Annotated in this window: 26 protein-coding genes and 1 tRNA gene; 10 read left to right on the forward strand and 17 right to left on the reverse strand. The window is 34.4% G+C overall.

The genetic code is table 11. From position 1 onward, the window contains the following. Window positions 1-188: 188 nt before the first annotated feature. Complete coding sequence (locus tag J3U19_RS04600) at window positions 189-692, forward strand: hypothetical protein (RefSeq protein WP_267340672.1); 504 nt, start codon at window positions 189-191, stop codon at window positions 690-692. Between the two features lie 315 nt (window positions 693-1,007). Here the strand turns inward: J3U19_RS04600 and J3U19_RS04605 are convergent. Continuing rightward, window positions 1,008-1,095: transfer RNA gene (locus J3U19_RS04605), tRNA-Ser, on the reverse strand. A gap of 192 nt (window positions 1,096-1,287) precedes the next feature. Between J3U19_RS04605 and J3U19_RS04610 the strand changes: the two genes are divergently transcribed. From J3U19_RS04610 to J3U19_RS04635, 6 genes are read left to right on the forward strand one after another with little or no spacing between them, the layout of a single operon-like run. Further along, window positions 1,288-1,605 (forward strand): TusE/DsrC/DsvC family sulfur relay protein, encoded by a 318-nt coding sequence (locus J3U19_RS04610; RefSeq protein ID WP_267340671.1) that lies wholly within the window; start codon window positions 1,288-1,290, stop codon window positions 1,603-1,605. 21 nt (window positions 1,606-1,626) lie between these two features. After that, window positions 1,627-1,923, forward strand: a complete 297-nt coding sequence (gene ftsB, locus J3U19_RS04615; RefSeq protein ID WP_267340670.1) for a cell division protein FtsB — start codon at window positions 1,627-1,629, stop codon at window positions 1,921-1,923. Further along, entirely contained in the window at window positions 1,920-2,621 is a 702-nt protein-coding gene (ispD, locus tag J3U19_RS04620) for a 2-C-methyl-D-erythritol 4-phosphate cytidylyltransferase (RefSeq protein ID WP_416380280.1), read from the forward strand. The genes ftsB and ispD overlap by 4 nt, the downstream gene beginning before the upstream one ends. A gap of 19 nt (window positions 2,622-2,640) precedes the next feature. Beyond that, on the forward strand, window positions 2,641-3,126 hold the full coding sequence (gene ispF, locus J3U19_RS04625; RefSeq protein ID WP_267340667.1) for a 2-C-methyl-D-erythritol 2,4-cyclodiphosphate synthase: 486 nt from the start codon (window positions 2,641-2,643) through the stop codon (window positions 3,124-3,126). 21 nt (window positions 3,127-3,147) lie between these two features. Next, window positions 3,148-4,170 (forward strand): tRNA pseudouridine(13) synthase TruD, encoded by a 1,023-nt coding sequence (truD, locus tag J3U19_RS04630; RefSeq protein ID WP_267340665.1) that lies wholly within the window; start codon window positions 3,148-3,150, stop codon window positions 4,168-4,170. A 6-nt stretch (window positions 4,171-4,176) separates the two neighbouring features. Beyond that, window positions 4,177-4,806: a protein-L-isoaspartate(D-aspartate) O-methyltransferase gene (locus J3U19_RS04635; protein ID WP_267345531.1), complete on the forward strand. Its 630-nt coding sequence runs from the start codon at window positions 4,177-4,179 to the stop codon at window positions 4,804-4,806. Between the two features lie 376 nt (window positions 4,807-5,182). Here J3U19_RS04635 and pnuC read toward each other — a convergent pair whose 3' ends face one another. Together pnuC and nadR are read right to left on the reverse strand one after the other, a co-directional pair. After that, window positions 5,183-5,872 (reverse strand): nicotinamide riboside transporter PnuC, encoded by a 690-nt coding sequence (pnuC, locus tag J3U19_RS04640; protein WP_267345532.1) that lies wholly within the window; start codon window positions 5,870-5,872, stop codon window positions 5,183-5,185. 2 nt (window positions 5,873-5,874) lie between these two features. Continuing rightward, complete coding sequence (gene nadR / locus J3U19_RS04645; RefSeq protein ID WP_267340662.1) at window positions 5,875-7,110, reverse strand: multifunctional transcriptional regulator/nicotinamide-nucleotide adenylyltransferase/ribosylnicotinamide kinase NadR; 1,236 nt, start codon at window positions 7,108-7,110, stop codon at window positions 5,875-5,877. Between the two features lie 501 nt (window positions 7,111-7,611). Between nadR and recD the strand changes: the two genes are divergently transcribed. Then, a complete protein-coding gene (gene recD / locus J3U19_RS04650) occupies window positions 7,612-9,459 on the forward strand; it encodes an exodeoxyribonuclease V subunit alpha (RefSeq protein ID WP_267345533.1) in 1,848 nt (615 codons plus the stop codon). Window positions 9,460-9,563: 104 nt separating this feature from the next. Here recD and J3U19_RS04655 read toward each other — a convergent pair whose 3' ends face one another. The 14 genes from J3U19_RS04655 to J3U19_RS04720 form a co-directional block, all read right to left on the reverse strand. Next, on the reverse strand, window positions 9,564-10,289 hold the full coding sequence (locus tag J3U19_RS04655) for an amino acid ABC transporter ATP-binding protein (protein ID WP_267340660.1): 726 nt from the start codon (window positions 10,287-10,289) through the stop codon (window positions 9,564-9,566). Beyond that, window positions 10,286-10,987 carry an ABC transporter permease subunit gene (locus J3U19_RS04660; protein ID WP_267340659.1) on the reverse strand — a complete coding sequence of 234 codons (702 nt, stop codon included), beginning with the start codon at window positions 10,985-10,987 and terminating at the stop codon, window positions 10,286-10,288. Before J3U19_RS04660 ends, J3U19_RS04655 begins: the two co-directional genes overlap by 4 nt. A 1-nt stretch (window position 10,988) precedes the next feature. Further along, a complete protein-coding gene (locus tag J3U19_RS04665) occupies window positions 10,989-11,723 on the reverse strand; it encodes an amino acid ABC transporter permease (RefSeq protein WP_267340658.1) in 735 nt (244 codons plus the stop codon). 80 nt (window positions 11,724-11,803) lie between these two features. Further along, window positions 11,804-12,712 carry a glutamate/aspartate ABC transporter substrate-binding protein gene (locus tag J3U19_RS04670; RefSeq protein WP_267340657.1) on the reverse strand — a complete coding sequence of 303 codons (909 nt, stop codon included), beginning with the start codon at window positions 12,710-12,712 and terminating at the stop codon, window positions 11,804-11,806. Window positions 12,713-12,939: 227 nt separating this feature from the next. Next, window positions 12,940-14,478, reverse strand: coding sequence for an apolipoprotein N-acyltransferase (gene lnt / locus J3U19_RS04675; RefSeq protein ID WP_267345535.1), 1,539 nt, complete (start codon window positions 14,476-14,478; stop codon window positions 12,940-12,942). Window position 14,479: 1 nt separating this feature from the next. Continuing rightward, complete coding sequence (gene corC / locus J3U19_RS04680; RefSeq protein WP_267340655.1) at window positions 14,480-15,343, reverse strand: CNNM family magnesium/cobalt transport protein CorC; 864 nt, start codon at window positions 15,341-15,343, stop codon at window positions 14,480-14,482. Between the two features lie 86 nt (window positions 15,344-15,429). Continuing rightward, window positions 15,430-15,897: an rRNA maturation RNase YbeY gene (ybeY, locus tag J3U19_RS04685; protein WP_267340654.1), complete on the reverse strand. Its 468-nt coding sequence runs from the start codon at window positions 15,895-15,897 to the stop codon at window positions 15,430-15,432. A 21-nt stretch (window positions 15,898-15,918) separates the two neighbouring features. Further along, window positions 15,919-16,389 carry a 23S rRNA (pseudouridine(1915)-N(3))-methyltransferase RlmH gene (gene rlmH, locus J3U19_RS04690; protein WP_267345536.1) on the reverse strand — a complete coding sequence of 157 codons (471 nt, stop codon included), beginning with the start codon at window positions 16,387-16,389 and terminating at the stop codon, window positions 15,919-15,921. A 4-nt stretch (window positions 16,390-16,393) separates the two neighbouring features. Further along, window positions 16,394-16,711 carry a ribosome silencing factor gene (gene rsfS / locus J3U19_RS04695; protein ID WP_267340673.1) on the reverse strand — a complete coding sequence of 106 codons (318 nt, stop codon included), beginning with the start codon at window positions 16,709-16,711 and terminating at the stop codon, window positions 16,394-16,396. A 138-nt stretch (window positions 16,712-16,849) separates the two neighbouring features. Then, window positions 16,850-18,493, reverse strand: coding sequence for a heme ABC transporter ATP-binding protein/permease CydC (gene cydC, locus J3U19_RS04700; RefSeq protein ID WP_267340652.1), 1,644 nt, complete (start codon window positions 18,491-18,493; stop codon window positions 16,850-16,852). Continuing rightward, window positions 18,487-20,202, reverse strand: a complete 1,716-nt coding sequence (gene cydD / locus J3U19_RS04705) for a heme ABC transporter permease/ATP-binding protein CydD (protein ID WP_267340650.1) — start codon at window positions 20,200-20,202, stop codon at window positions 18,487-18,489. The genes cydC and cydD overlap by 7 nt, the downstream gene beginning before the upstream one ends. A 15-nt stretch (window positions 20,203-20,217) precedes the next feature. After that, window positions 20,218-21,171: a thioredoxin-disulfide reductase gene (trxB, locus tag J3U19_RS04710; protein ID WP_267340648.1), complete on the reverse strand. Its 954-nt coding sequence runs from the start codon at window positions 21,169-21,171 to the stop codon at window positions 20,218-20,220. A 395-nt stretch (window positions 21,172-21,566) separates the two neighbouring features. Next, the gene (locus tag J3U19_RS04715; protein WP_267340646.1) at window positions 21,567-22,223 is read right to left on the reverse strand and encodes an NAD(P)H-dependent oxidoreductase; all 657 of its coding nucleotides are present in this window, start codon (window positions 22,221-22,223) and stop codon (window positions 21,567-21,569) included. An 8-nt stretch (window positions 22,224-22,231) separates the two neighbouring features. Next, complete coding sequence (locus J3U19_RS04720; protein ID WP_267340644.1) at window positions 22,232-23,494, reverse strand: AmpG family muropeptide MFS transporter; 1,263 nt, start codon at window positions 23,492-23,494, stop codon at window positions 22,232-22,234. A 261-nt stretch (window positions 23,495-23,755) separates the two neighbouring features. Here J3U19_RS04720 and J3U19_RS04725 point away from each other — a divergent pair, with 261 nt between their 5' ends. After that, complete coding sequence (locus J3U19_RS04725) at window positions 23,756-24,763, forward strand: 2-hydroxyacid dehydrogenase (protein ID WP_267345537.1); 1,008 nt, start codon at window positions 23,756-23,758, stop codon at window positions 24,761-24,763. 50 nt (window positions 24,764-24,813) lie between these two features. After that, the gene (mltB, locus tag J3U19_RS04730) at window positions 24,814-25,887 is read left to right on the forward strand and encodes a lytic murein transglycosylase B (RefSeq protein WP_267345538.1); all 1,074 of its coding nucleotides are present in this window, start codon (window positions 24,814-24,816) and stop codon (window positions 25,885-25,887) included. Window positions 25,888-26,051 lie beyond the last annotated feature (164 nt).

Consider the following 26,051-nt stretch of genomic DNA (forward strand, 5'->3'; position numbering starts at 1 on the left):
GGGGACATCCAAAGAGGGCACTGAAATTCCTGTTGTTTTTGGTACTGTTAAAGTGAATAAACTCATTTATGTCTGGTATGGAAATCAAAGCACGGTGAGAATTGAATAATAATGGCTGTTATGATCAGGGTCAAAATTCATATTTAATAATGATATTAGAGAGGTCTATTCTCGCCTTTTGTATATTCATGTCAGACGATGAAATATCCAATATACATAGTAATGGCAGTAAACGTGTTAAGCAAATAATTGCGAGAACAGGTAAATTTAGCGATATAAATAGCATTGATATTTATTGCGTATCACTTAGCAACAAAATTGGAAATTTGTCTCCTTTCGACAATACGCCTGAAGATACTATACCCATATCAATTGGATTAAATGACATGCAAAAAATATTCATATTGGTTTACGGTAAAATAGAACATGATAGGAATCTAGCTTACACACTTCGAAAGTTTGTGTTAAATAAAAATTGCAGGTATGAAATCAGGTATGTCAGAAATGTAATTAATGAACAAAATTTTAAACAGGTGGTAGATAGACTATATTCTGAATTGTTCGAACTTAGTTATTATTGGACTTCTCAAAGCAAGATTTATGAGTTGAGATCAAATATTGAAGAGTTCGCTGATTGTGTTTTACATCAGAATGCAGTAACAAATAAGTTTGAAATTAAACTTTCTCAATAAGATTATAAATCCATTAGCCTTAATGGAGTTTGATAAAATCACCATTCACGATTTATAGCCAGTGAAAAAATAAGATATGGACATTTTTACAAACGTAAATTGAGCCATTATTAGGGATTATTATTAGGTAACTTGTTGTTAATGTCGTTTATTGTGATTAGTTGAAATTACATATTGTTTTTGAAGTAAATAATTAAGTTATGATTAGAATAAATAATGCTGTATATTTGAAATTAATACTAAGTGATATTATTTTATAACAAGATGATATTTTAATTTTTGAATTGTAACTAATCGCTTCCTATTTAGGAAAGATGGCGGAAGCGCAGAGATTCGAACTCTGGGAGGGTCGCCCCTCGCCGGTTTTCAAGACCGGTGCTTTCAACCGCTCAGCCACACTTCCGCAATGGCTGTGCATATTAAAGTAGACTTACTCATTTGTAAATAGGTATTTTGATTTTTTTAATCGTTTGCTTTAAATTTCATCAAATTTAGTGGTAATTAGTGTAAATATGGTGCTTTTACTATCAAAATAGTGTTGGAATTTATTTTAACAGGTATAATATGGCGCAAATAAAAATGCGTGTTTACAAAAATGTTAGAGCAAATACAAACTGATGATAATGGTTATTTAAAAAATTGGCAGGATTGGACTGCTGATTTGGTTCCTTTGTTGGCAGAAAAGGAGTCTATCGAATTAACAGATGCACATTGGGAAGTGATTTTATTTGTCCGTGATTTTTATTTAGAGTATAAAACATCGCCAGCGATTAGAGCATTAGTAAGAGCGATGGAAAAAAAATTTGGTATTGAAAAGGGTAATAGTCGTTATTTATATAAGTTATTCCCAGAGGGTCCTGCTAAACAAGCTACTAAACTTGCAGGCTTACCAAAACCCGTTAAATGTATCTAAATAAGCGAATAGATTAATTTCATGATTAGATGGAAATTGCCTTTAATACTACTTATTGTACTTGGTTATTTGCAATACTCGCTATGGTATGGCAAAAACAACGTTTATGATTACCAAGATAATCTACAAGTGTTGGCTGATCTTCATGACCAAAACGCACAATTAAAAGATCGTAATGAACAAATGTTTGCCGAAATTAATAATTTGCAACGCAGTTCTGAAGCGATAGAAGAGCGTGCGCGTAGCCATTTAGGTATGGTAAAGCCAAATGAATATTTCTATCGGATTATTATTGATCCCAACCCGCAATCTCGATAAGGCGTAACGTGAATAATACCAGTAATATTGTCGCAATTGTTCCAGCAGCTGGCATTGGTTGTCGTATGAACAACCAAATACCAAAACAATATTTGAAAATTGACTCAATGACAGTCATTGAGCATACTTTGAATAAACTGTTATCACATCCTAAAATAAGACAGGTTATTGTCGTTATTAACCGCGAAGATGTAATATTTAAAACACTTGCAGTTGCAATGCATGATAAAATAAAAGTTACTATAGGCGGTAAAACTCGTGCTGAGTCAGTATTGGCAGGTTTGCATTTAATAAATGATAATCAATGGGCGCTCGTTCATGATGCAGCAAGACCTTGTGTTTGTCATGATGATATAACACAATTAATGGATATAGTACTTAATACACAAAAAGGCGGTATTTTAGCTACTCGAGTCAGTGATACCATAAAACGTTCTTATCAAAATAATGACAATATTATTGAATGTTCAGAAGATAGGAATTATTTATGGGCGGCAGCAACTCCACAATTATTTAAAGCAGATGAGCTAAAATCATGTTTGCAGCGGGCTTTAGATAATCATATGACTATTACTGATGAAGCTTCTGCTATTGAATATTGTGGCGGGCATCCATTATTAGTTGAATGTCGTCGCGATAACATTAAAATTACTCGACCTGAGGACTTGGCGTTGGCCACTTTTTATTTAACTACATAAATCACAAATAGGTAGAACTATGCGAATAGGTCATGGATTTGATGTTCATAAATTTGGCGGAGAAGGTCCCATTACGCTTGGAGGTGTGAAAATTCCTTATCAATATGGTCTGGTTGCTCACTCTGATGGTGATGTGGTACTGCATGCAATAACGGATGCGTTAATTGGTGCATTAGCAATGGGTGATATTGGTAAACTTTTTCCTGATAACGATCCTCAGTACAAGGGAATTGATAGCCGAATATTATTAAGAAAAGTTTATCACATTATCCAAAACAAAGGTTTTGAACTTGTCAATTTAGATACGACGATCATTGCCCAGGAACCTAAAATGCGTGGTCATGTCGATCAGATGCGAATTAACATTGCTGAAGATCTTAATGTTCATTTTGATCAAATTAGTGTCAAAGCAACCACTACAGAACAATTAGGTTTTACCGGACGTAAAGAAGGTATAGCCTGTGAAGCAGTCGTATTATTAACGAAAATAGCTGAAGTCAATTAAATTAAAAGATAGGTAACATTCGTGTTAACAGAACTGAATTATTTTTATGGAAAACCTACAATAACAGGACAATATAAACAAAATTATGATGATTTTATTGTCACTGAAGATCTTGGATTTGAGTTAACTGGTGATGGTGAACACGTCTTGGTTTATCTTCAAAAGCGTGATTGTAATACTTTATTTGTTGCTGAACAGTTAGCTAAATATGTTGGTATTCCTGCTAAATTAGTCAGTTATGCAGGATTAAAAGATCGTCAAGCGGTAACTCGTCAGTGGTTTAGTTTACACATGCCAGGTCAAGTAACGCCTGATTTTTCGGCTTTTAATTTAGACGGATGTGAGATTTTAAAGATTACACGGCATAATAAAAAATTAAAAATAGGTTCTTTAAAAGGTAACTATTTTGATATTACGTTAAAAATGCTAAGTGATAAATCTGAGCTTGAAACCAAATTACCGTTAATCAAACAAAATGGTGTGCCAAATTATTTTGGCGAACAGCGTTTTGGTCGCGAACAAAATAATATTACTCAAGCCATCAAATGGGCGAATGGCGAAATTTCCGTTAAAGACCGTAAAAAACGCAGTTTTTACCTTTCAGCAGCACGAAGTGTGATTTTTAATGAAATGGTCAGTCAGCGAATTGAAAAAAAATTGCATAAAACTGTGCTTGATGGGGATATATTACAACTTGCAGGGCGCGGTAGTTGGTTTGTTGCAAAAACAGATGAACTAGATTTATTACAACATCGTTTGGAAAATCGTGAAATCACTATTACTGCACCAATGTTGGGCGATTCGCCACTAGGAACAATGTCTCAAGCACTTGAATTTGAGCAAATTTGTTTACAAAAGTGGTCAAGTTTTCATGATTTATTTAAAAAAGAGCGTCTTGAAACGGCAAGGCGCTCAATAGTTGTATATCCTTTAGAACTTAGCTGGCAATGGCTGGATGATAATAGCCTTAGTATGAGTTTTTATTTACCGTCAGGATGTTACGCCACAAGTGTGATACGCGAATTGATAATAGGAAATAAGTAAATAAATATGCAAAGTTTAAAAATGCAGTCTTTAATTAAATTATTGCGTCAGCAGGGAATCAAAGATGAACGTGTTTTAACCGCTTTTGCCTCTATACCTCGAGAACACTTTATAGACGAGGCATTATCCCATCAGGCTTATGATAATTGTTCTCTACCAATAGGTAGTGGACAAACCATTTCACAACCTTATATAGTTGCAAAGATGACTGAGTTATTACATTTAGAACCTAATTCTAAAGTGCTTGAAATTGGTACTGGATCTGGCTATCAAACGGCAATTTTGGCCAAATTAGTCAACCACGTTTGTTCGGTTGAAAGAATTAAAAGTTTACAGTGGAATACTAAACGTCGTTTAAAGCAGTTGGACATTCATAATATTTCTACTCGACATGGAAATGGTTGGTTAGGTTGGTCTGAACGTGGTCCTTTTGATGGTATTATTGTCACTGCCGCTGCAACACAAGTACCACAAAGTCTTTTAGAGCAGTTAGCGAATAATGGGCGCTTAGTCATTCCTGTTGGTGATGAAGACAATCAGGTGCTTCAATTAATAAAACGTAGTGGTGAAAATTTTATTGTGAAAAATGTAGAGGAGGTTAAATTTGTTCCGCTCGTTAAAGGTGATATTGAATAATAAAGCTCTTTATAAACGGATAACTTTGTTTAGTCATTAATACTCAAGATTGAATATTCAGTATTTTCCTGCTTGATCCTTTATTGTAGGCCATTTTTCGCTCCTTTAATAATGCGAACGACTTTTTATCAATTAGATTTTGCTAATTTTTCTTTAAGTATTATCGTGTTATATCCATTCATGCTTAACCTTTATCGTAATTATTATAAAAGTAATAAATAATTGATTAAAAATTTTTATTTAAAAATGGATAATTCATTAAAATTATTAGTTTTTTTAAATATCAGCAAATAGATATGAAATCATCCATGCTGCTTACATGGATGACTGTTTTATTGAAATTTATGCATTACCTAAAGTTTTGTGACAAACAGTTTTATTGTTTTTGTTCAGAACTTCTCCACTCACAAATGCCATAAATTGCATTAAATAGATAAATTAAATATTGTGCAGCAATAACAATGTTATTCGTATAAAGGTTGAGACCAATAACCAATATATTTAATATCACCCAGAAATACCAATTAAACGAATAGCGCATCATCAATAATAACTGAGCAACAATCCCTAGTCCAAAGATAAAACAGTTAGTAATAAGCTGATAACTACTATTATTGACTTCAAGGGATTCGGTGATATAAACATTTAAAAATACTGCGACAATCAGTACGATGAAGGTCCATAAAAAATTACTTTCGTTTAAGATTCGGGATTTCACATTTTTATTATTATCTTGATTTTTTTGCCAATTAAGTAAGCCATAAATGTGTGAACCAAAATAGCAAATACTTGGTAAACCAGCACCAATATTACCGTTAAGAAAGTTGGCAAAGCATTCGGCAATATTGGCTAACATACCCATCACATTCCCGATATTTTTGCGTTTAGCCAATAATATTACGCAGATCAATCCACAAAAAGCTCCAATATAGGAAATGGTGTAACGAAGATTAAATTGACTAAATGGATCGGTGTATAAAAAGGCTAGCGTTACACAAAATATGCAGAAAAGCGGATAAAATTTATTTCGTCCAATAACTATTATAAATTGCTTTAATTTATTCATAATTAATACTCTTCATTGTTGATAAGCTGATTAACTAAATCAATACAGCATAGATAACGTTCTTCATAATTAGGTGAATCTATTTGTATAAATTTTATGTTATTTTTTTCTAAAATAGAGATAAGTAACTGTTGAAAATCTTTACGTTGTTTAGGGCTGCCTAAATGACGTAAGCCGTCTGCAACCCATGGTGTATTGTTGCCAAGTAGAATAACCAGATCAAAACGGTAATTGTTAATCATTGCCTGTAAGAATGGGTGTTCTTTACCTTCATATTTTTTACAAAAAGCTTGAGTTGTAACAAAATCAGTATCAATAAATGAAACTTTATTGGCATGTTTGATTGCAAAATCGATATATTGTGCATGTCCTAGCGCAATTTTATCATAATCTGCATATTGTAATGCGCGTTCATCCCCACCTAACTGGGAAAAAACGTAATCTCGACCATATTCCCAAGCACTGGTAGTATTAAATACATTGGCTAATTTATTGACTAATGTTGATTTACCACTTGATTCTCCACCTAAAATTGCCACAGTCCTAACAAAAAATGGTCTAACTTCTGTTGGAATGTACTGCCAATTTTTGAGAGGTGCTTTACGAATTTGAGTACCACTAACTTGTATAAATTCTCTCTTAGGATCAATAAGAACCGTATTTAAATTAAATAACTTTTTATACATGGAAACGTCTTGAGGTTCACTTGAATAAACGCAATCAGGATTAATTCCTTTTGCTTTAAACAGCTTTTTGACGCGCTCACTCCATTGTAACCAACCATTTGGATAGGGAGGGATGCCATCTTCTTCCAATAATTCAATGTGAATGTTTTTTTGATATTTAAAGGTTTGTAAAAGCCAACGGATTCGATCATTAATTGTTGGTTGCCGAGACATGGCACTTTCTTGAAATAGGGCCATATCACGCTTTACATCAGAACAAAGAATGACATATAACTCATCGACTTGGCTAATTGCGAGTTGAATCAGGTGAATATGTCCAGTATGTAATGGATAAAATTTACCAAAAATCACACCCACTTTTTTATCTCTGGTTGGTTGTTCAATTTGCAAATATTGGTGAAGTGATTGTAATTTTTGCGCACTCGGATTTTTGATTTTATCGTTAATGAGTTGGCTTAAATAACCTTTAGTCATTTGACAAGCATCGGCTACAGTTTGCAATGATAAACTCTTTCGTTTGATTGCTTTTTTTAAATAACTGAAGTTACTCATGGCTTCTCCTTATACTTTGTTTTTTATTTTTAACAAAATATACATTTTTTTATATTAATGTTCAATATATAAAACGAAATTAATTATTTGTAGAAATCTGGATCAAATTTTATGGGAATTTAAACAGAAATAGTTAATAATCTTCTAGCGCAGTCCTTATAGATAGAAATATGCTATATCCCTATTTCTATCCATAAATGCATGGGAATAATAAAAATATAAAACTGTTCAAAAAGAACAATGTGAAAATTTAAAAAAGAAGTGAAATTGGAAATCAATGCCTTTAGGTTAATTGTATATGACCGGATCCTAATCATTATCTATAAAACAGTAACTCTTAATGAAATTAAGTAATTTCTACAAATTATAGGGTTAATCACCTAAAATTTTGGTTTAAATCTAAATGAAATCAAAAAAAGCACTTTAATATTTAAACTTACTTATCTAAAAGATAAAGTTAACGATATAATGGGATACTAAGTTAGTAACAGAAAAGATCACATGTTAATAGAATGGTTAGCCCAATTTGAACAAAATAACCAAATCAGTTTACTCGATATTCATTTAGCTTTGTTTTTAACCAATAAAGCTGAGCTAAATGATGATATGACAGCTAAACGTTTTGGTTTTTTAGTGCTATCACTTAGTAAAGAAGTGAGGGCTGGTCATGTCTGCCTTGATCTGACATATTTAAATCAACAATCCATTGAACCACAATTATGGCAAGAGTTAGGATCACCCAGTGAACATGTTTGGAAAGCTGTACTTGAACTAGCTAAAAGTAAACACGTTGTAAGCGATGGTACGGACTTATCACCACTTATTTATACCCAAAATAAACTTTATTTTCAGCGTATGTGGTTTGATGAAGCCAATGTGGCGCAATATTTTAATCATACAACACTTGTCGAAGATCCCAATTATCTAGTTGGTTTAAATGTGATTCTTAATCAACTTTTTAGCGATAATAAAGAGCATATCGATTGGCAAAAAGTTGCTGTAGCAGTTGCATTGACCCGTAAAGTAGCCATTATTTCTGGCGGACCAGGTACGGGGAAAACTACAACGGTAGCCAAAATTCTTGCTGCAATTAAGCAAACTGATCCTAAAGCTCGATTAGTTACATCTGCACCCACAGGTAAAGCAGCTTCAAGATTAACCGAATCGTTAAGCCAAGCAATTGAACAACTTTCCTTATCATCTTTAAATATTAATACCGAATCGCTAACCTTGCACCGCTTGCTGGGTGCCAAAGAAGATAATCGCTCATTTACGTATGATAAAAATAACCCACTTAATTTGGATGTATTAGTGATAGACGAAGCATCAATGGTGGACTTAAATATGATGGCGAGAGTGATAGATGCGTTGCCACCCTCAGCTCGCTTAATTTTACTTGGCGATAAAGATCAACTTTCATCCGTTGAAGCCGGCGCTGTATTTGGTGATCTTTGTGCATTTATTACTAATGGATACAGCATCATACGATCTAAAGAGTTGAGTTTATTGACGGGTTTTAATATACCGAGTTCAGAGCAAACAGTAAACATTACTGACAGTATTTGTTTATTACAAAAAAGTTATCGATTTGATGAATCATCGGGTATTGGTTTGCTTGCTAATGCTGTGAAAGATGGTGAATCCAGCGTTGTTCGAGAATTGCTAAATGATAGTTTATTGAGTGATATTAAGTACCAGGAACTTTCATCTCAGCAAGCTTATCAAGCTCTTTTACAGGATAGTGTGAATCAATATCAACATTATTTAAATATGATAAATGAAAATAGCGTTGATGATATTGCGACGATTTTACATAAATTTTCTCAATATCGGCTACTATGCGCAATACGAGAAGGCAAGTTTGGTGTCAGAGGTTTAAATAAGCAAATTGAGTCTTTATTGTCCCAAAAAAAATTCATTCATCTAAAGAATAATGAAGCCTGGTACGTAGGTCGTCCGATTATGATTTTACGCAATAGTATTTCGTTAGGACTTTATAATGGTGATATTGGAATTACATTAAGGGCAGAACATGACCGTTCAAAATTGCGGGTCTATTTTCCCTTTTCTGATGGCTCAATTAAAGGATTTTCTCCTTTTAGATTACCAGAGCATGAAACCGCATATGCAATGACGATCCATAAATCACAAGGATCGGAATTTGATCATGTTAATATTATTTTGCCAATGGATCACTCACCATTACTTAACCGTTCATTACTTTATACTGCCATTACTCGTGCTAAAAAAACAGTTTCTATTTATGCAACAGAAGACATTATTCAACAAGCAATAAAATCTCAAACACAAAGACATAGTGGTTTAGTTAATTTATTATTGAATAATTGATGATTTGTACTGAAAATAGTTGTTAGCCGATTTTTTTATTGAATATTAACAATAAAATGAAAGAACAAGAAGAAAAAACAGGGCATACAGCCCTGTAATTAAAATTAATGAATAATTTTAGCTAAAAAGTCTTTAGCACGATCGGATTGTGGATTAGTGAAGAACTGTTCTTTCGAGGTATCTTCAATAATTTCACCCGCATCCATAAAGATAACACGGTGTGCAACTTTTCGAGCAAAGCCCATTTCGTGAGTAACGACCATCATCGTCATTCCTTCATAAGCAAGTTCAACCATTACATCAAGTACTTCATTTACCATTTCTGGATCCAGCGCTGAGGTAGGTTCGTCAAATAGCATAACAATTGGATCCATACAAAGTGCACGAGCAATCGCAACACGTTGCTGTTGACCACCAGAAAGTTGTGCTGGATATTTATCAGCATGTGCTAGTAAACCCACACGTTCTAATAAGTTTAGTGCTTTTTCTCGAGCCTCTTCATCTGCTCGTCCTAATACTTTAATTTGGGCAAGCGTTAAATTTTTTAAAATAGTCAAATGAGGAAAGAGTTCGAAATGTTGGAACACCATACCCACTTTTGAACGTAATTTAGCTAAATTAGTTGACGGATCGGTTATTTCGGTACCTTCAATAATAATTTTACCTTTTTGTACAGGTTCTAAACCGTTAACGGTTTTAATTAGTGTCGATTTACCGGAACCAGAAGGTCCACAAACAACGACAACCTCACCTTTACCTACTTTTGTTGTACAGTTTTTTAAAACTTGAAATTGTCCATACCATTTTGATACATTTTCTAAGGAGATCATCGATTTATCCCTTTCTTAAAATAATTAACTAACTGTGAAGCAGTAAAACAAATCACAAAATAACTTGCCGCTGCAAAAATAATCATTGAATATTTAACAGTACCGCCTTGAACATTGCCTATTTGAGTTACACTTGCGCCGAAAAGATCAATTAAACTCATCACATACACTAACGAGGTATCTTGGAATAAGATAATACCTTGAGTTAGTAATAGTGGCACCATAGAGCGAAATGCTTGCGGTAAGATAATCAAGCGCATGGCTTGACCTTTAGTCATACCTAAAGCATAAGCAGCATGATACTGACCTTTAGTCACTGCATTGATCCCAGCACGAATAATTTCTGAATAATAAGCCGCTTCAAAAAGTGCAAAAGCAATCATTGCCGAAACAATACGTACATCCGCATAAGGAGGCAAATTAAATACATATTTAATGACTTGTGGCAATGCCAAATAGAACCATAACAGCACTAATAATAGTGGAATGGAACGAAATAAATTTACGTAGCATTTAGCAAAAATATTAAGCAATTTATTATTTGATAAACGCATCAACGCAAGCATAGTACCCCAAATAATACCAAAAATAACTGCACTGAGGGTAATTTTTGTTGTTAACCATAAACCGCTAAGTAGTAAATGATAATTATCAAATACCAATGAAGGTATATTTGCTATCCAATCAAAAAGCTGCATACTATCCTCCATGATTCATATTAGGTAAACGAGTATGTTTTTCAACAATACGCATAATGGTGAGTACAGCATAATTTATTAGCATAAAGGCAATGGTTACACCACATAAGATTTCAACAATACTATTTGTTGATTCATTAATACGATCAATCTGTCCGATTAAATCGATTAATCCAATTGTTGAAGCAACAGATGAGTTTTTAATAATGTTAGTCATCTCAGATGTTAATGGTGGAATAATGCGACGATAAGCATTAGGTAATAAAATGTATGTATATGCTTGACGATTGGTTAAGCCAAGGGCGATTGCTGCATATTTTTGACCTTTAGGTAAAGTTTGAATACCGGTTCTTACTTGCTCGGCAATACGTGCTGAAGTGAACAATCCTAGAGCAGTTGCGGCTATGATAAATGAACTCACATTCGGTGATAAACCAGAGACAAACCACGTTTTTAAACTTCCAGTCAGAATTTCAGGAAATAGCATATACCATAAAAACATTTGTACAAGTAAGGGGATATTTCGAAATAGCTGAATATAGGCCGCAGCAAAGTTATTTAGAAACTTGTTGTCAAGTGTTCTACAAATACCGACCAATGAACCCAGCACAAAGGCAATGATCCATGCTGTAATAGCTAATGAAATGGTCACAAAAATGCCATCTAACAGCCAATTTAAGTAAATCCCATCACCATAAGGGGTGGGTTCAAAAAATAGTGTCCAATTAAAACTCATAATATATTTAATTCACTAATTTAGATTATGTACTAAATGTAATGACATTTAGTACATGGATTAGAAAGATAAGAAAAGTATTAATCTAATGCTTTATCGTTAGGGTTTGCAAAAAGCTCAACCATTTTCGGTGAAATTTCAAGTGCCATATTTGCACCTTTTGGTGGCACTGGTTGGGTGAACCATTTGTTATAAGATTCTAATGCTTTTCCTGATTTTTGGGCTTCAGCAATGGTGTTATCCATTAGTTGTTTAAATTGAGTATCACCCTTTCTTAACATACAACCATAAGATTCATATGATAAAGGTTCACCAACAATTTTCCACTCAGCAGGATTAATTGCACGTGAACGTTCACCAGCCAATAAAGCATCATCCATTAAAAATGCAGCTGCACGACCAGTTTCAAGAGCATTAAATGCATCACCATGATCTTTTGGGGTAATGATCCGGATACCTAAATTTTCTTTATTGTTGATTTGATTTAAACGGATTTCAGAAGTAGTACCGGCAGTTGTTACTACATTTTTGCCTTTTAAATCTTCGATACTATTGATATTGCTATCCGCTTTAACTAAAAAGCGAGTACCTACAATAAAGATACTGTTTGAAAAACCAATTGTTTTTTGGCGTTCAAGATTGTTAGTAGTTGAACCACATTCAAAATCGTAAGTATAGTTTTTAAGAAGTTGAATACGCGTCTTAGAAGTAACAGGTAAATATTTTACTTTAAGATTAGGTAAGTTTAACTCTTTCTTCACGGCTTCTACGATTAGATTAGAATAATCTTGTGAATAGCCAATCACTTCTTGCTTATCACCATAGTAGGAAAATGGAATAGAAGATTCACGATGACCAACAACAATAACACCACTTTCTTTAATTTTAGCTAATGTGCCAGTAAGTTCTTCAGCTACTGCCGAACCTGTCATTAGGCCTAACATTGCAAATGATAAAACTAATTTGGTTAATTTTGTCTTTTTGTTCATACTCATCTCCTACTGTTTAATTTGTATCATATTAAATTTATTTAATATTTTTACAAAGGGCGTATATTATAACTTATTTTTTAGCATAAAAGTACTTTTTACTGTTTATTTATATATCATTGGCGCCAAATGCATAGCTATAATCATGCTTTATAAGCAATTATTTCTGTACATGATTTTACCTGAAACTGAATATATCTAAGCAATATTTATGCCACTATTGTAAATTAGTCTTTTTTTATAAATATTGGAATACACATCAATATTATTAATAATAAATAGGGTTTATTTCCCCATCTTGCATAAGGAGTCAGGCCAATGGTCGGTGATAGGCTGTCATTTAAAACACCAGTTTTAAATGCTGGAATCTGTTTGATGATTTTGCCTTGCTGATTAATTATTGCTGTGATGCCATTATTAGTACTGCGAATTAATGGGCGCCCAAACTCTAATGCTCTGGCTTGTGCCATTTGCAAATGTTGTTTTGGACCAATGCTATCACCAAACCAAGCATCATTTGAAACAGTCAGCAAAAAATCAGTATCAGGTTTAAAGTTTTGCCATATAAGATCCGATAAAATTACTTCATAGCATATAGCAGTGGTGAATTTAAACCCTTTTATGGTTAATTGAGGCTGTTTTTCATTGCCAGCTTTCATTGAAGACATGGGAATATTGAGCAGTTCGGTAATTGGTTCGAGTAAGGATGCAAATGGAGTAAATTCACCAAATGGTACTAGATGATGTTTCTGATAACGATCAGTAGTTGGGTATTGATAAGGTTCTTTTTTGCCCAATACAATTAAAGAATTATAGATACTACCTTTATTTCGATTGTCAGGTTCATTAAAACGATAATCAATAATACCCACAGCAATTTCTGAGCCATTTGCTCTGGCATGGTTATCTAAATAGTATAAGAAGGGTTGTTGATTAATTTCAAAATCTGTAATGCTCGCTTCTGACCATATTATCATTTTGTCTTTGCCAAAATTTTGTTGGGTAAGCTGATAGTAAGTTTCTAAGGTGTTATTTAATTGTTCACTGCTCCATTTTAAAGATTGAGGAATATTACCTTGAATTAATGAAAAATTGGCTAGGCGGTGATGATCAACGTGAGTCCAAGTTTTATTTTTGAATGAAATTGGTGCAATAAAGATCGTTAACAGTGCAATTATTGCACCAAGTACGTGCCTTTTTGGTTGATTATGTTTGATTCCAAATATGCTGTAAATGGCTAATCCAGATAAAAAACAAGTCAGTAAATTAACACCATCTATTCCGATTATAGGAAAATATGCTCGCAATGGGCTATCAAGTTGGCTATAACCTAATTGTAACCAGGCAAATCCCGTTAAAATATAACCACGTAAAAATTCGGTAAATTGCCATAAAATAGGTGCAGCTAACCCTAATTGCTTGAATGAAAATTGAGGTGCTATACGATCTGCTATTCTAAGTAAAAAAGCAAATAACATCGGGTAGAGTGATAAATATAGGATTAGGAATCCTAAAATCACTATTGCAATAGGGGTAGGTAGTTCTCCATATTGTTTGATACTGATATAAACCCAATGGACTCCTGAGAAAAAATAACCTATACCCCAAGTCAATCCTATTAACATTGCTTGTTTTTTAGTTTTATTCGCAATAAGCCATAATAAACCAATAAAAGAGACAAATGCTAAAGGCCAAATATGAAAAGGTGCATAACTAAAAACGGCAATACAACCGTAAATAAAGCTCAATAGTAGATATTTAAGCATGTTATGGTAACTCTAAATTAGGCACTGTTGCACCTTCAGGAATGGTTACATGCAGTTGGATTATGCGTCTTTTATCAGCAATGGTGACCTTAAATTGATAACCGTCAATGATAATACTTTCACCTCTTAGGGGTAAGCGACCAAAATGCTGCATTACCAACCCACCAATGGTATCCATTTCGTCATCACTAAAATTAGTAGCAAAAATTTCGTTAAAATCTTCAACTGGTGTCAGTGCTCGTACGGTGTAAACCGAAGGTGATAAGCGACGAACATCACGATCTTCTACTTCATCATATTCATCCTCGATATCACCAACAATGAGTTCTAAAATATCTTCGATAGTGACAAGACCCGATACGCCTCCAAATTCATCAATCGCTATTGCCATATGGTAACGTTGCATACGAAACTCTTTTAACATATGATCAACACGTTTACTTTCAGGCACAATAACTGTTGGTCTTAATATTTTTTTTAAATCGAAATCGTCAATACCCTGACGGATAAATATAAGTAAATCTTTAGCTAGTAACACACCTTCAATGTGGTCTCTATCTTCACTGATCACAGGATAACGGGAGTGACCATGTTCAGAAATAATATCTAAACATTGATCTAATGAGTAATTGTCTTTGATAGTAACAATTTGTGAGCGGGGAATCATAATATCGCGAATACGTTGTTCTGCTATATCCATGACACCTTCAATCATGTCAAGTGTGTCTGGATCAATAAGTTCGTTTTCTTCAGCTTCGCGTATAACTTCAATCAGTTCTTCCTTATCTTTAGGTTCTGAATGAAATAACTGACTTAACCATAAGGCAAATCCTTTTTTGGATCTCCGGTGATTATCATCGCTCATTTGATTTTTCCTTTACTATTCTATTGTATTTAAGTAATTTTACTTCCGGTTTAGTTATGAACAATGGTGATATTAACTAAACAAGATTATTCGTCAATCAGTTGATACGGATTATTGAATCCTAACTGTTGCATGATATCAATTTCGATATTTTCCATTTCTTCAGCTTCTTCGTCAAGAATATGATCATATCCTAGTAGATGCAAACAACCATGAACAATCATATGTGCCCAATGTGAAGTTAACGATTTATGTTGTTCTTTTGCTTCAGCTTCCACCACTTGTTTGCAAATGATTAAATCTCCTAACAGTGGCACATCAATTTCAATCGGAGATTCAAATGGAAATGAGAGTACATTTGTGGGTTTATCTTTATGGCGGTAAGTATGATTTAACTGTTGGCTCTCTTGTTCATCCACAATTCGGATAGTGATTTCAGCATTATCCATAAATTGCGGTAAAATAACATTTAACCATTGCATAATTTGTTCTTCAGTTGGCAAATTTTGGTTTTCGTCTGTAGCAATTTGCATATCTAAAATAATTGAGCTCATTTAGGTATTTCCCTAATTTGTTTATTCGCGATGATAAGGATGGTTAGTGGTTAAGCTCCATGCTCGGTAAAGGCTTTCAGCTACAATGACACGTACTAAAGGATGAGGTAGTGTAAGAGGCGACAGCGACCAGCTCTGCTGTGCCGCCGCTTTACAAGCAGGGGATAAGCCTTCCGGTCCCCCAATGAGCAAACTTACATCACGACCATCATTTTTCCAACGTTGTAATTGTTGAGCTAAATCATGTGTGGTGTAAAGTTTACCTGGAATATCTAACGTGATAATGCAGTTGCTTTTACCACAACTTGCTAACATTTGTTCGCCCTCTTTGTCTAAGATTCGGGCAATATCAGCATTTTTGGTTCGTTTTCCGGCAGGAATTTCGATAAGTTCAAGCGGCATATCTTTAGGGAAGCGCGAACGATAATCGTCAAAAGCGGTCGTAACCCAACTTGGCATTTTGTTGCCAACAGCAATGAGCTGTATTTTCACACTACTAGCTCCAAAGTTTCTCAAGTTCGTAAAGTTGACGGCTTTCTTCTTGCATAATATGTACAATTACCGAATCCATATCAACCACTACCCAATCAGCATCACTTTTCCCCTCGCTACCTAAAACAAGGTGACCATGTTTTTTTGCTTCATCGAGTAAATGTCCGGCAATGGACGAGACATGACGGTTTGAAGTGCCCGTACAGATAATCATATAATCGGTAATACTTGATTTACCTCGTACATCTAAGGTAACAATATCTTTACCTTTCAGATCATCAATTTTATCGATAATAAAATCTTGTAACGACTGTTGCAAAATAATCTCTCTATCATAAAAAATTAAAGCAACAGTATACCATATTTCTAAAAAAATTACGGTGAAGATAACATTGAGCTTGTATATTTGGTCAAGAAGTTTTAGGTTCACCATATGTTTCAGTAAAATTATATCGCTAATTCAATTATTAAGAGAAATCACTCTATCAAATAATGGATTATCGGTTAAGCGATGGGTAACCATAAGGAGTGTTTTCTTTTTACAAGTGTGTTTAATCAACTGAATAATTTGTTGTTCGGTCTGTAGATCAAGGCTTTCTGTTGGTTCATCCATCAAAATAAGTGGTGAATTATGCAGTAAAGCTCTGGCAATACCGATACGACGAATTTCTCCACCTGATAAAGCGCGACCACCTTGACCAATCTGTAAATCTAAACCTTGCTCTGTATTTAGCAATCTTTCAAGTCCAACTTGCTCTAATACTTCTGTAAGTTGCTGCTCAGTAGCTTGTTCATTTCCTATTAACAAATTTTTCCTTAAGGTATCACTAAAAATTGCAATAACTTGTGGTACCATCGCAATCGCCTGTCTTAAGGTTTTTTCATCCAATTGATTAAGAGGTGTGCCATTAAAATAGATATTGCCTGATGTGGGTTCCCAAGTGCGATTAATGAGATTTAATAATGTTGATTTACCGCATCCTGTTTTGCCAATTATTCCAATATGCTCACCTTGATTCAACATTAACGAAAAATCTTTTAATACAGAAAAAGGTTGATTGGGATAACTAAAATTAATGTTTTCAAAATGTAATGTTGCTGAACTTAAATCGACTTTTTTACTTTCGTTTTCATTTACAAATTTAATATCAGGTTTTTGATTAAAAATTGCGGTTGTGCGTGAAGCGGAGGCCAACACTTGCCCTAAAAAGATAAATGCGCCAGGAATTGGTGCTAAAATTTCGGAACTGGCAAGACAAACAAATACAAATAAAGCTACTAAAGGAGAAAGCGTGTATTGAGTAATTAACCAAATTACCATCAAAGTTAAAAAACCAGTAATCAATAAAACTAATGCACTGGAAAGTGCCATTAAATTGGATTGCCGCTGTTGATCATGTAGCCAATTTGTTTCAAGTTCATCGAGTTGTTTCCGATAGCGCGATTGGGCATTGAAAAGAATAAGTTCAGCTTGTCCTTGTAAATAATTGATGAGTAATAAGCGATATTCACTTTGCTGCTTCGCTAAGTTTTTACCCAATTCTTTTCCTGCTAAATAAAAAATAACTGGCACTACTAATAAAGTGGCAGTAAGAATAATCGTGATAACCATTGCTATGGGTAAATTAATATTACTTAATATAATAAATATAACGCCTATAGTAATCAAAGCGGTTACAATAGGGGAGAATAGCTTAAGATAAAGATGATCCAGTGCATCGATATCAACAATAAAACGGTTAAGTAAATCGGCTCTTTGATATTGAGTTAACTGATTAGCACTCAGTGGCAAAATCTTACAAAAAGCTAATGTTCTTAAATGGGCTAAAATTTTAAACGTTGTATTATGATCTACTAAGCGTTCCATATAGCGTGCTGCCGTGCGTGTAATTGCCGCCGCTCGCACTCCCGCTGCGGGTAACATATAGTTAAAAGTATACAGGCCTGCAATCCCAACAAAAGCCGTTGAGGCTAAAAACCAACCGGATAAAGACAGTAAAAATACGCTAGTAAAAAGGGTCAAAAACGCTAAAGACAAACCACACAATATCTGCCAAAAATAGTGTTTATATAGTGCTATATAAGGACGTAATATGGCTAACACAAATACTCCTTGCTATCACAATCTAACTTACCGTCTGCTAACAACCAAACTTCGTCATACGCGTGGATATCATCAGTTTGGTGGGTAATAGTAATCGTATTTAATGCGATATGTTGGTGATCAATATTTTGCATAGTTTGTTTATCTAAGCTTGCTGTAGGTTCATCGAGAATTAACAATTGGCAGGGCTTTAACATTGCACGAGCTATTGCAACACGTTGCGCTTGACCGACCGACAAACGCACTGCGTCTTCGCCTACTTGGGTATCAAGTTTTTGAGGTAATTTATTAATAACACCAGTCAATTGGGCTTTAGCAATTATAGCCTCTATCTCATCATCAGAGGCGTTCGGTTTGCTTAATAAAATATTTTCGCGCAGTGAACCATTAATAAGATAGGGATTCTGTCCGATCCAACTGATTTGCTGTTGCCAATTGGTGATATCTAATTGATTAAATTCAATACCATTAATCTTCAACGAACCCTGATAAGGTAAAAAGCCTAGCAAAACTTGCATTAATGAAGTCTTACCTTCACCGCTTTTACCTACCAAGGCCACTTTAAATGGTGCCTGTAAGGTAAATGATAAAGGTCCAACGATGTGTTGTTTTTCGCTAGATAGCACAATCAAATCACTTGCTTCAATAGTATGTAATGGTTGATTGATTTGAATTAGAGCGGAATTATGGTGAGTTTGATTTAATAAGATATCTTTACTCAAAAAGGCTTCGATATTGTCTGCAGCAGCAATGGCTTCGGCTTTAGCATGATAGTATGTTCCTAAGTCACGCAATGGTTGAAAATATTCAGGAGCTAAAATTAACGCAAAAAAACCCGAAAATAAGGTGACAGTACCATTATATGAACCGAAATTAAATTCACCTAAATACGAAAAGCCAAAATAGACTGCTACAATCGCGATCGAAATTGATGTAAAAAATTCCAACACAGCAGATGATAAAAAAGCCATTTTTAACACTTGCATGGTTTTAATGCGAAAGTCTTCTGATGCTTGGGCAATTTCCTTAATTTGCTTCTCTCCTTGATTAAATAGACGAATAGTATTAAGTCCTTTTAAACGATCCAAAAAATGACCGCTCAAATATGCCAATGCTTTAAAATGGCGTCGGTTGATATCTGCAGCACCCATACCTACTAAAATCATAAAGATAGGAATCAGTGGGGCTGTACATAATAAAATAGCGGCTGCTGCCCAGTTAAATGGAAAAATAGCGATACAAATTGAAATTGGTACAATACCGACTAAACGCATTTGTGGCAGATAACGAGCAAAAAAATCGTGCAGATTTTCTATTTGCTCAATGAGCAGCGTACTCCAAGCGCCAGTAGTATTCTGATTTAAATAGGCAGGACCATAAGCTTCAAGTCGATTAATTACTTTATTGCGAATATGCTTTCGTACTTTTTTTCCTAGTGCGAAGTTAATCTTTTCGCGTACATAAATTAATAATGCTCGACCTAATAAAATAACTATAAGCGAACCAAAGTAAGGTAGGATTTTGGCAAAATGTTGTCGCTCAATAATCAGTTTTTGTAAAATGATTGCTATGAGAGCAGCTTGCAAAATGACTAATAAAGTCAATGCAAAACCAGTTAAAGCAGAAGCATGCAAATCTGCTTTATGCATTTTTGCATGCTGTTTCAACCAGCCAAGTAGATAAGTTTGACGTTTTTTATCTAATGACATGATGATATATTTAGTTTATTTTAAATTATCCAAATAATGTTCGGCATCTAATGCAGCCATACATCCAGTTCCAGCTGAAGTGATCGCTTGGCGATAAATATGATCCATAACATCTCCTGCGGCAAAAATCCCTTCGATACTGGTTTGGGTTGCATTCCCATGCGTACCAGATTGAACTTTAATGTAACCACCCTCTAGCTCAAGTTGACCTTCGAAAATAGTGGTATTGGGTTTATGACCAATAGCAATAAATACGCCCATAACAGAAAGATCATCAGTTAAATTAGGATGTTGAGTGCTACGAAGCCTGACTCCTGTAACGCCCATATTATCTCCTAATATTTCATCAACAGTTTGATGAGTATGCAAAATCACTTTACCTTCTTGTATTTTTTCAGCCAAACGAGTCATTAAGATTTTTTCTGCTCTAAAGCTATCGCGGCGGTGTATTAAATGTACTTCACTGGCAATATTGGCTAAATAAAGCGTCTCTTCTACAGCAGTATTACCGCCTCCAACTACGGCAACTTTTTGATTGCGATAAAAAAAACCATCACAAGTTGCACACGCCGATACACCTTTACTTTTAAAGGCCTCTTCTGAAGGTAAGCCAAGATATTGAGCGGAGGCACCAGTAGCAATAATTAATGCATCGCAACTGTACTCTGTTTCGCTGCCATAGAGTTTATAAGGTTTGCTACTAAAATCGACTCGATCGATATGATCTAAAATAATTTCAGTATTGAATCTTTCTGCATGCTCTCTCATTTTGACCATTAAATCAGGCCCAGTTAATTCCGGCGCACCAGCAGGCCAATTTTCAATTTCAGTTGTAGTTGTCAGTTGACCACCTTGTTGTATTCCCGTTATTAATACTGGTGAAAGATTAGCTCGAGCGGCATAAACAGCTGCAGTGTAACCAGCAGGACCAGAACCAAGTATTAGTAAACGTGCATGTTTAGTTTTCATCTTTTAATCCTTATTTATGTTCTGGCTGTGAAAAGCAGAACTTGCTTAAGTTATAATTGAAAAGTCTAACATTATCAATCTTTATCGTGCAAAAAAATTGATTATTACAGTGATAGGTAAAGACGATAAGATTGATTTAAATATTTTGCAAAGATTATCTTTTTTATTATTCGTTCATTTTTAGTCGATATTTAATAAATAAATTACATCAAGAAATATAAAACGATCAATAATAAAAGCTCAATGGTTTGTAAATGAGAAACTTTATCTTGGGCATGTAGTTCAGAGGAGACTATGTTGCAAACGATGTTAGTGTGCTAGCAATTAATTAAGAAATATCTAATTATTATCGTTGCTTTATATTTTTGAGACATAAAGCAACAGACGTTTTAAAATTATTCTGATAGATAAGTCGTAATATCTTTAAGTGGCCAGCGTATTTTAGGTGTTGGTTCATTGATTCGATAACCAAATGCTAAACATAGCCCTACACCAAAATTTTCACCATTAAATGAAGGTATACGATTTTCTAAAATTTTAATAATTCCATCATGTTGAAATCCACCAATTGCACAAGAATCAATATTATGATAGGCGGCTGCTGTAAGCATATTGGCACAAGCAAGGTAAGCTTGCATTTCTAACGAATGATTCAGCGTTAAGCCACTAGCTAGACCTTTTTCATAAAAGTTGATGATCGATTGGCACGTTATATCTATACTATTTTGATCATTAGGGTTAGGTAAGGTTCGGGCAACAGCGTTACGAAAATACTCACTTTGTACCGAAAAACAGTTAGACTTACGATAAAGTACAATCACATAATGTGAGCAACTGGTGACTTGCTCTTGATTGTAACAAACCTCATATAATTCACTTTTGATTTTAGGGCTGTCAATCACTACAAAATGCCAAGGTTCAATGCCAAACGCAGAAGGTGATAAGCGACCTGCATCTAAAATATATTCAATTTCAGCTGAATCAATCTTTTTTGTTTCATCAAATTTTTTACATGCATGTCGAAAATATAAGGCTTGTGTTAATTTATCCATGTTCTCTCCTATTTTTTTGTATTCCATGGGGCAACTTTTAATAATAGTAACATACCTGGTATAGCAAGAATCGTACATAAGCTAAAGTAGGTTGTCCATCCTAAATAATTAACCATAATACCTGTGGTGGCATTAAGTAATGTTCTAGGAATAGAAGCAATGCTTGTAAATAAAGCAAATTGTGTTGCTGTATAAAGAGGATTTGTCGTTTGGGCTATGAAGGCTACAAAGGCCGCTGATCCTAACCCAACGCCTAACGCTTCAAAGCTAATCACCAAAGCTAATAAAAATTTAGCTTTGTAGGTGATTTCAGTAAATGGACCTTCAATAGATAACCATGCAAATCCTAAAATAGATATAACTTGCACAATACCAAATAACCAAAGAGCGCGATTAGTACCTATTTTTATCATCAATATTCCGCCCATTAATGCACCAAATACACTTGGCCATAAAGATGCATTTTTAGCAATCCAACCAATATCTAAACGGCTAAAACCCATTTGTAAATAAAAAGGAGTTGCAAGTGAGGTTGCCATACTATCGCCCAATTTATAAAGGAAAATAAAAGCTAAAATCGTGAGTGCACTTTTTATACCTTGACGATTGATGAATTCACTAAATGGCTTAATTATGATATCTTCGATGCTATGTATTGTGGGGACTTGATTAATGGGTTCTTTTACTTTCAATGTCATAACAATTGCTGGCAACATAAAAAGCCCAGTGATAATAAAAACACTGTTCCAAGGAAGATAGTTGGACAGAATCAAGGATAGTGAACCAGGCACTAGACCCGAAACACGATAAGCATTAGTATGAATACTGTTGCCAAGTCCCTGTTCATTATCTGATAATAATTCTCGCTTAAAGGCGTCAAGGGCAATATCTTGGGTTGCTGAAAAAAGAGCAATAATGAAGCAGATAGAAGCAATTACCCAAATGTGTAGTGTAGGTGAAAAAAAACCTAAAATTATGATAAATAAAACTAACAATATTTGTGAGGCAAGCATCCATCCTCGTCTTCTCCCCATATTGAAAAGCGAGATATTGTCCATAAATGGCGCCCACACAAATTTCAAAATATAAGGAAATTGTGTTAACGAAAACGCACCAATCGTTTTGATATTGATACCTTCGCTTTGTAGCCAAGCAGGTAATAATTGCAACAATAAATAAAAAGGTAAACCCGATGCAAATCCAGTAAAAATACATATCAGCATCTTTTCGGTAAAAATTGTTTTTACAAGTGAATTTTGCTCATTAGACATTATTTAACTTTATTGGTTAGTTTTTTTACAAAATGTTATCATAGCATACAACTATAAAAAATAATTCTGTAAACCAAGATAAAACAAATTATTTCAAACTGGATTCTAAATTGAAAAACTGTGACAATGGATGTCTTGAAATAAAAACTTCACTTATTTGAAGTATTCAAGAAAATGCTTCAAAACGCTGTTATTAATCAAGTATAAACCAAACTACCGATTAACAGATTAACTAATCACCTTTCAGAGGAATGTAATAATATGAAAAATCCAAAAAAAATTGCTGTTTTCAGTAGTAAACATTATGACAAAGAACATCTTGAAATCACTAATAAAAAATTTGGTTTCGATATCGAATATTATGAACACAAACTGAGCCAAAAGACAGTCGTTACTGCGCAAGGCTATGATGCAGTTTGTGTATTTGTAAATGACGAAGTTGATAAAAAAGTTTTACACAAATTGGCTGAATATGGCATAAAAATATTAGCATTACGCTGCGCGGGATTTGATAATGTTGATCTTGCTGAAGCTAAAAAATTAGGTATTACCGTTGTACGGGTCCCTGCTTATTCTCCTGAAGCCGTCGCTGAACATGCAGTTGCGTTGATGATGACTCTTAATCGTCGTACTCATAAGGCTTATCAACGCACACGCGATGCTAATTTTTCTTTAGATGGATTAACAGGTTTTAATATGCACAATCGCATTGCAGGCGTTATTGGAACGGGTAAAATTGGTCAAGCAGTGATTCGTATCTTAAAAGGTTTTGGAATGCATATATTAGCTTATGACCCATATCCCAACGAAATGGTTGTCGAACTCGGTGCACAATATGTCGAATTAGATGAGCTTTATGCTAAATCTGATGTCATCACTTTACATTGCCCAATGACACCTGAAAACTATCATTTATTAAATAAAGAATCTTTCCAAAAAATGAAAGATGGCGTCATGATTATCAATACCAGTCGAGGGGCATTATTAGATGCTACAGCTGCAATTGATGCATTAAAACAAACCAAAATTGGTGCTTTAGGTATGGATGTCTATGAAAACGAACGAGACCTATTTTTTGAAGATAAATCAAATGATGTCATTTTAGATGACGTATTTCGACGATTATCCTCATGTCATAACGTTATTTTTACTGGACATCAGGCTTTTTTAACTCAAGAAGCGTTGTTGAATATTTCGGAGACAACTTTAAATAATATCAAACAAATTTCTGAAGGGAAATATTGTCCAAATATTGTTGAAAAACAATAAGTAATTTAAGATGTCGTCGATTTTTTAATTACATAAAATATAGGTTTTATATGCAGCGAATCATTATTCTAGTTAATATAGTATTGTTGCTTGCAGCTTGTAGTAGTGAGAAATCTTCAATATCGCCAATGCAAGAACATCGCGGACATCCTAGCGTCGAAGGTGGTGTCTATTTAGAAAAAGAACATAATGCGCCAAAAACCAACAATGAACTATTGGCAATTGATCAAGAAAATTTTATTACGAGAATGGTCAACAAATATGGTTTTAATCGTAAGCAATTACGCGAAGTGCTTTCACAAACTAACAAACTTGACTGGGTAATTAATTTAATGGATAAGCAGGCACCAAAATTGAGCCCTTCTACAGGGCCTAATGGTGCATGGATCCGTTACAAAAACAAATTCATCACGCCGAGTAATTTACCTCGTGGCGTAGAATTTTGGAATATTTACGAAAAAGAGTTACAACAAGCATATAACAAATATGGTGTACCACCTGAAATAATTGTGGGCATCATTGGCGTTGAAACTGGTTGGGGACGAGTGATGGGTAAAACCAAAATCATTGATGCACTTTCAACGCTGGCTTTTTATTATCCAAGACGATCACAATATTTTTTAGGTGAATTAGAACATTTCTTAGTTATGTGCCGTGATGAGAGTGTTGACCCATTTGACCTAACTGGATCGTTTGCTGGAGCAATGGGATATGGTCAATTTATGCCATCAGCGTTCAGAAATCACGCTATCGATTTTAACAATGATGGCCACATTGATCTGTGGGATCCTGTTGATGCAATTGGTAGTGTGGCTAACTATTTTAAAGCACATGGTTGGCAACGTGGTAGAAAAGTAGCAGTTATTGCCGAAGGGCAAGCGCCATCACTTGATACTGGATTTAGTACAAAATATTCTGTTGCAGCATTAGCTAAATTAGGACTGAAGCCGAAAAGTTCATTAGATGGTCATAATAAGGTCAGTTTATTACGGTTGGATATGGGCGATAGTTATCAATATTGGTATGGTTTGTCAAACTTCTATGTCATCACACGTTATAACCACAGTACGCATTATGCTATGGCAGTATGGCAATTAGGTTTAGCAGTGAAAGAGGCACGATAAGACCATAACGTGTTTCATCATTTAATTAAAAGGTCGCAATTGCGATCTATTTTTTAGTTTTGAATTGAAACGGTATAGACTCCTAAATAATTTTAACAAATCTATTTATTGTTTTTATATACTGGTTGAGACTCACTAAACTTCCCTGTAATCAAATATTATAA

The sequence above is a fragment of the Gilliamella sp. B2828 genome, assembly GCF_026537125.1.
Classification (GTDB): domain Bacteria; phylum Pseudomonadota; class Gammaproteobacteria; order Enterobacterales; family Orbaceae; genus Gilliamella.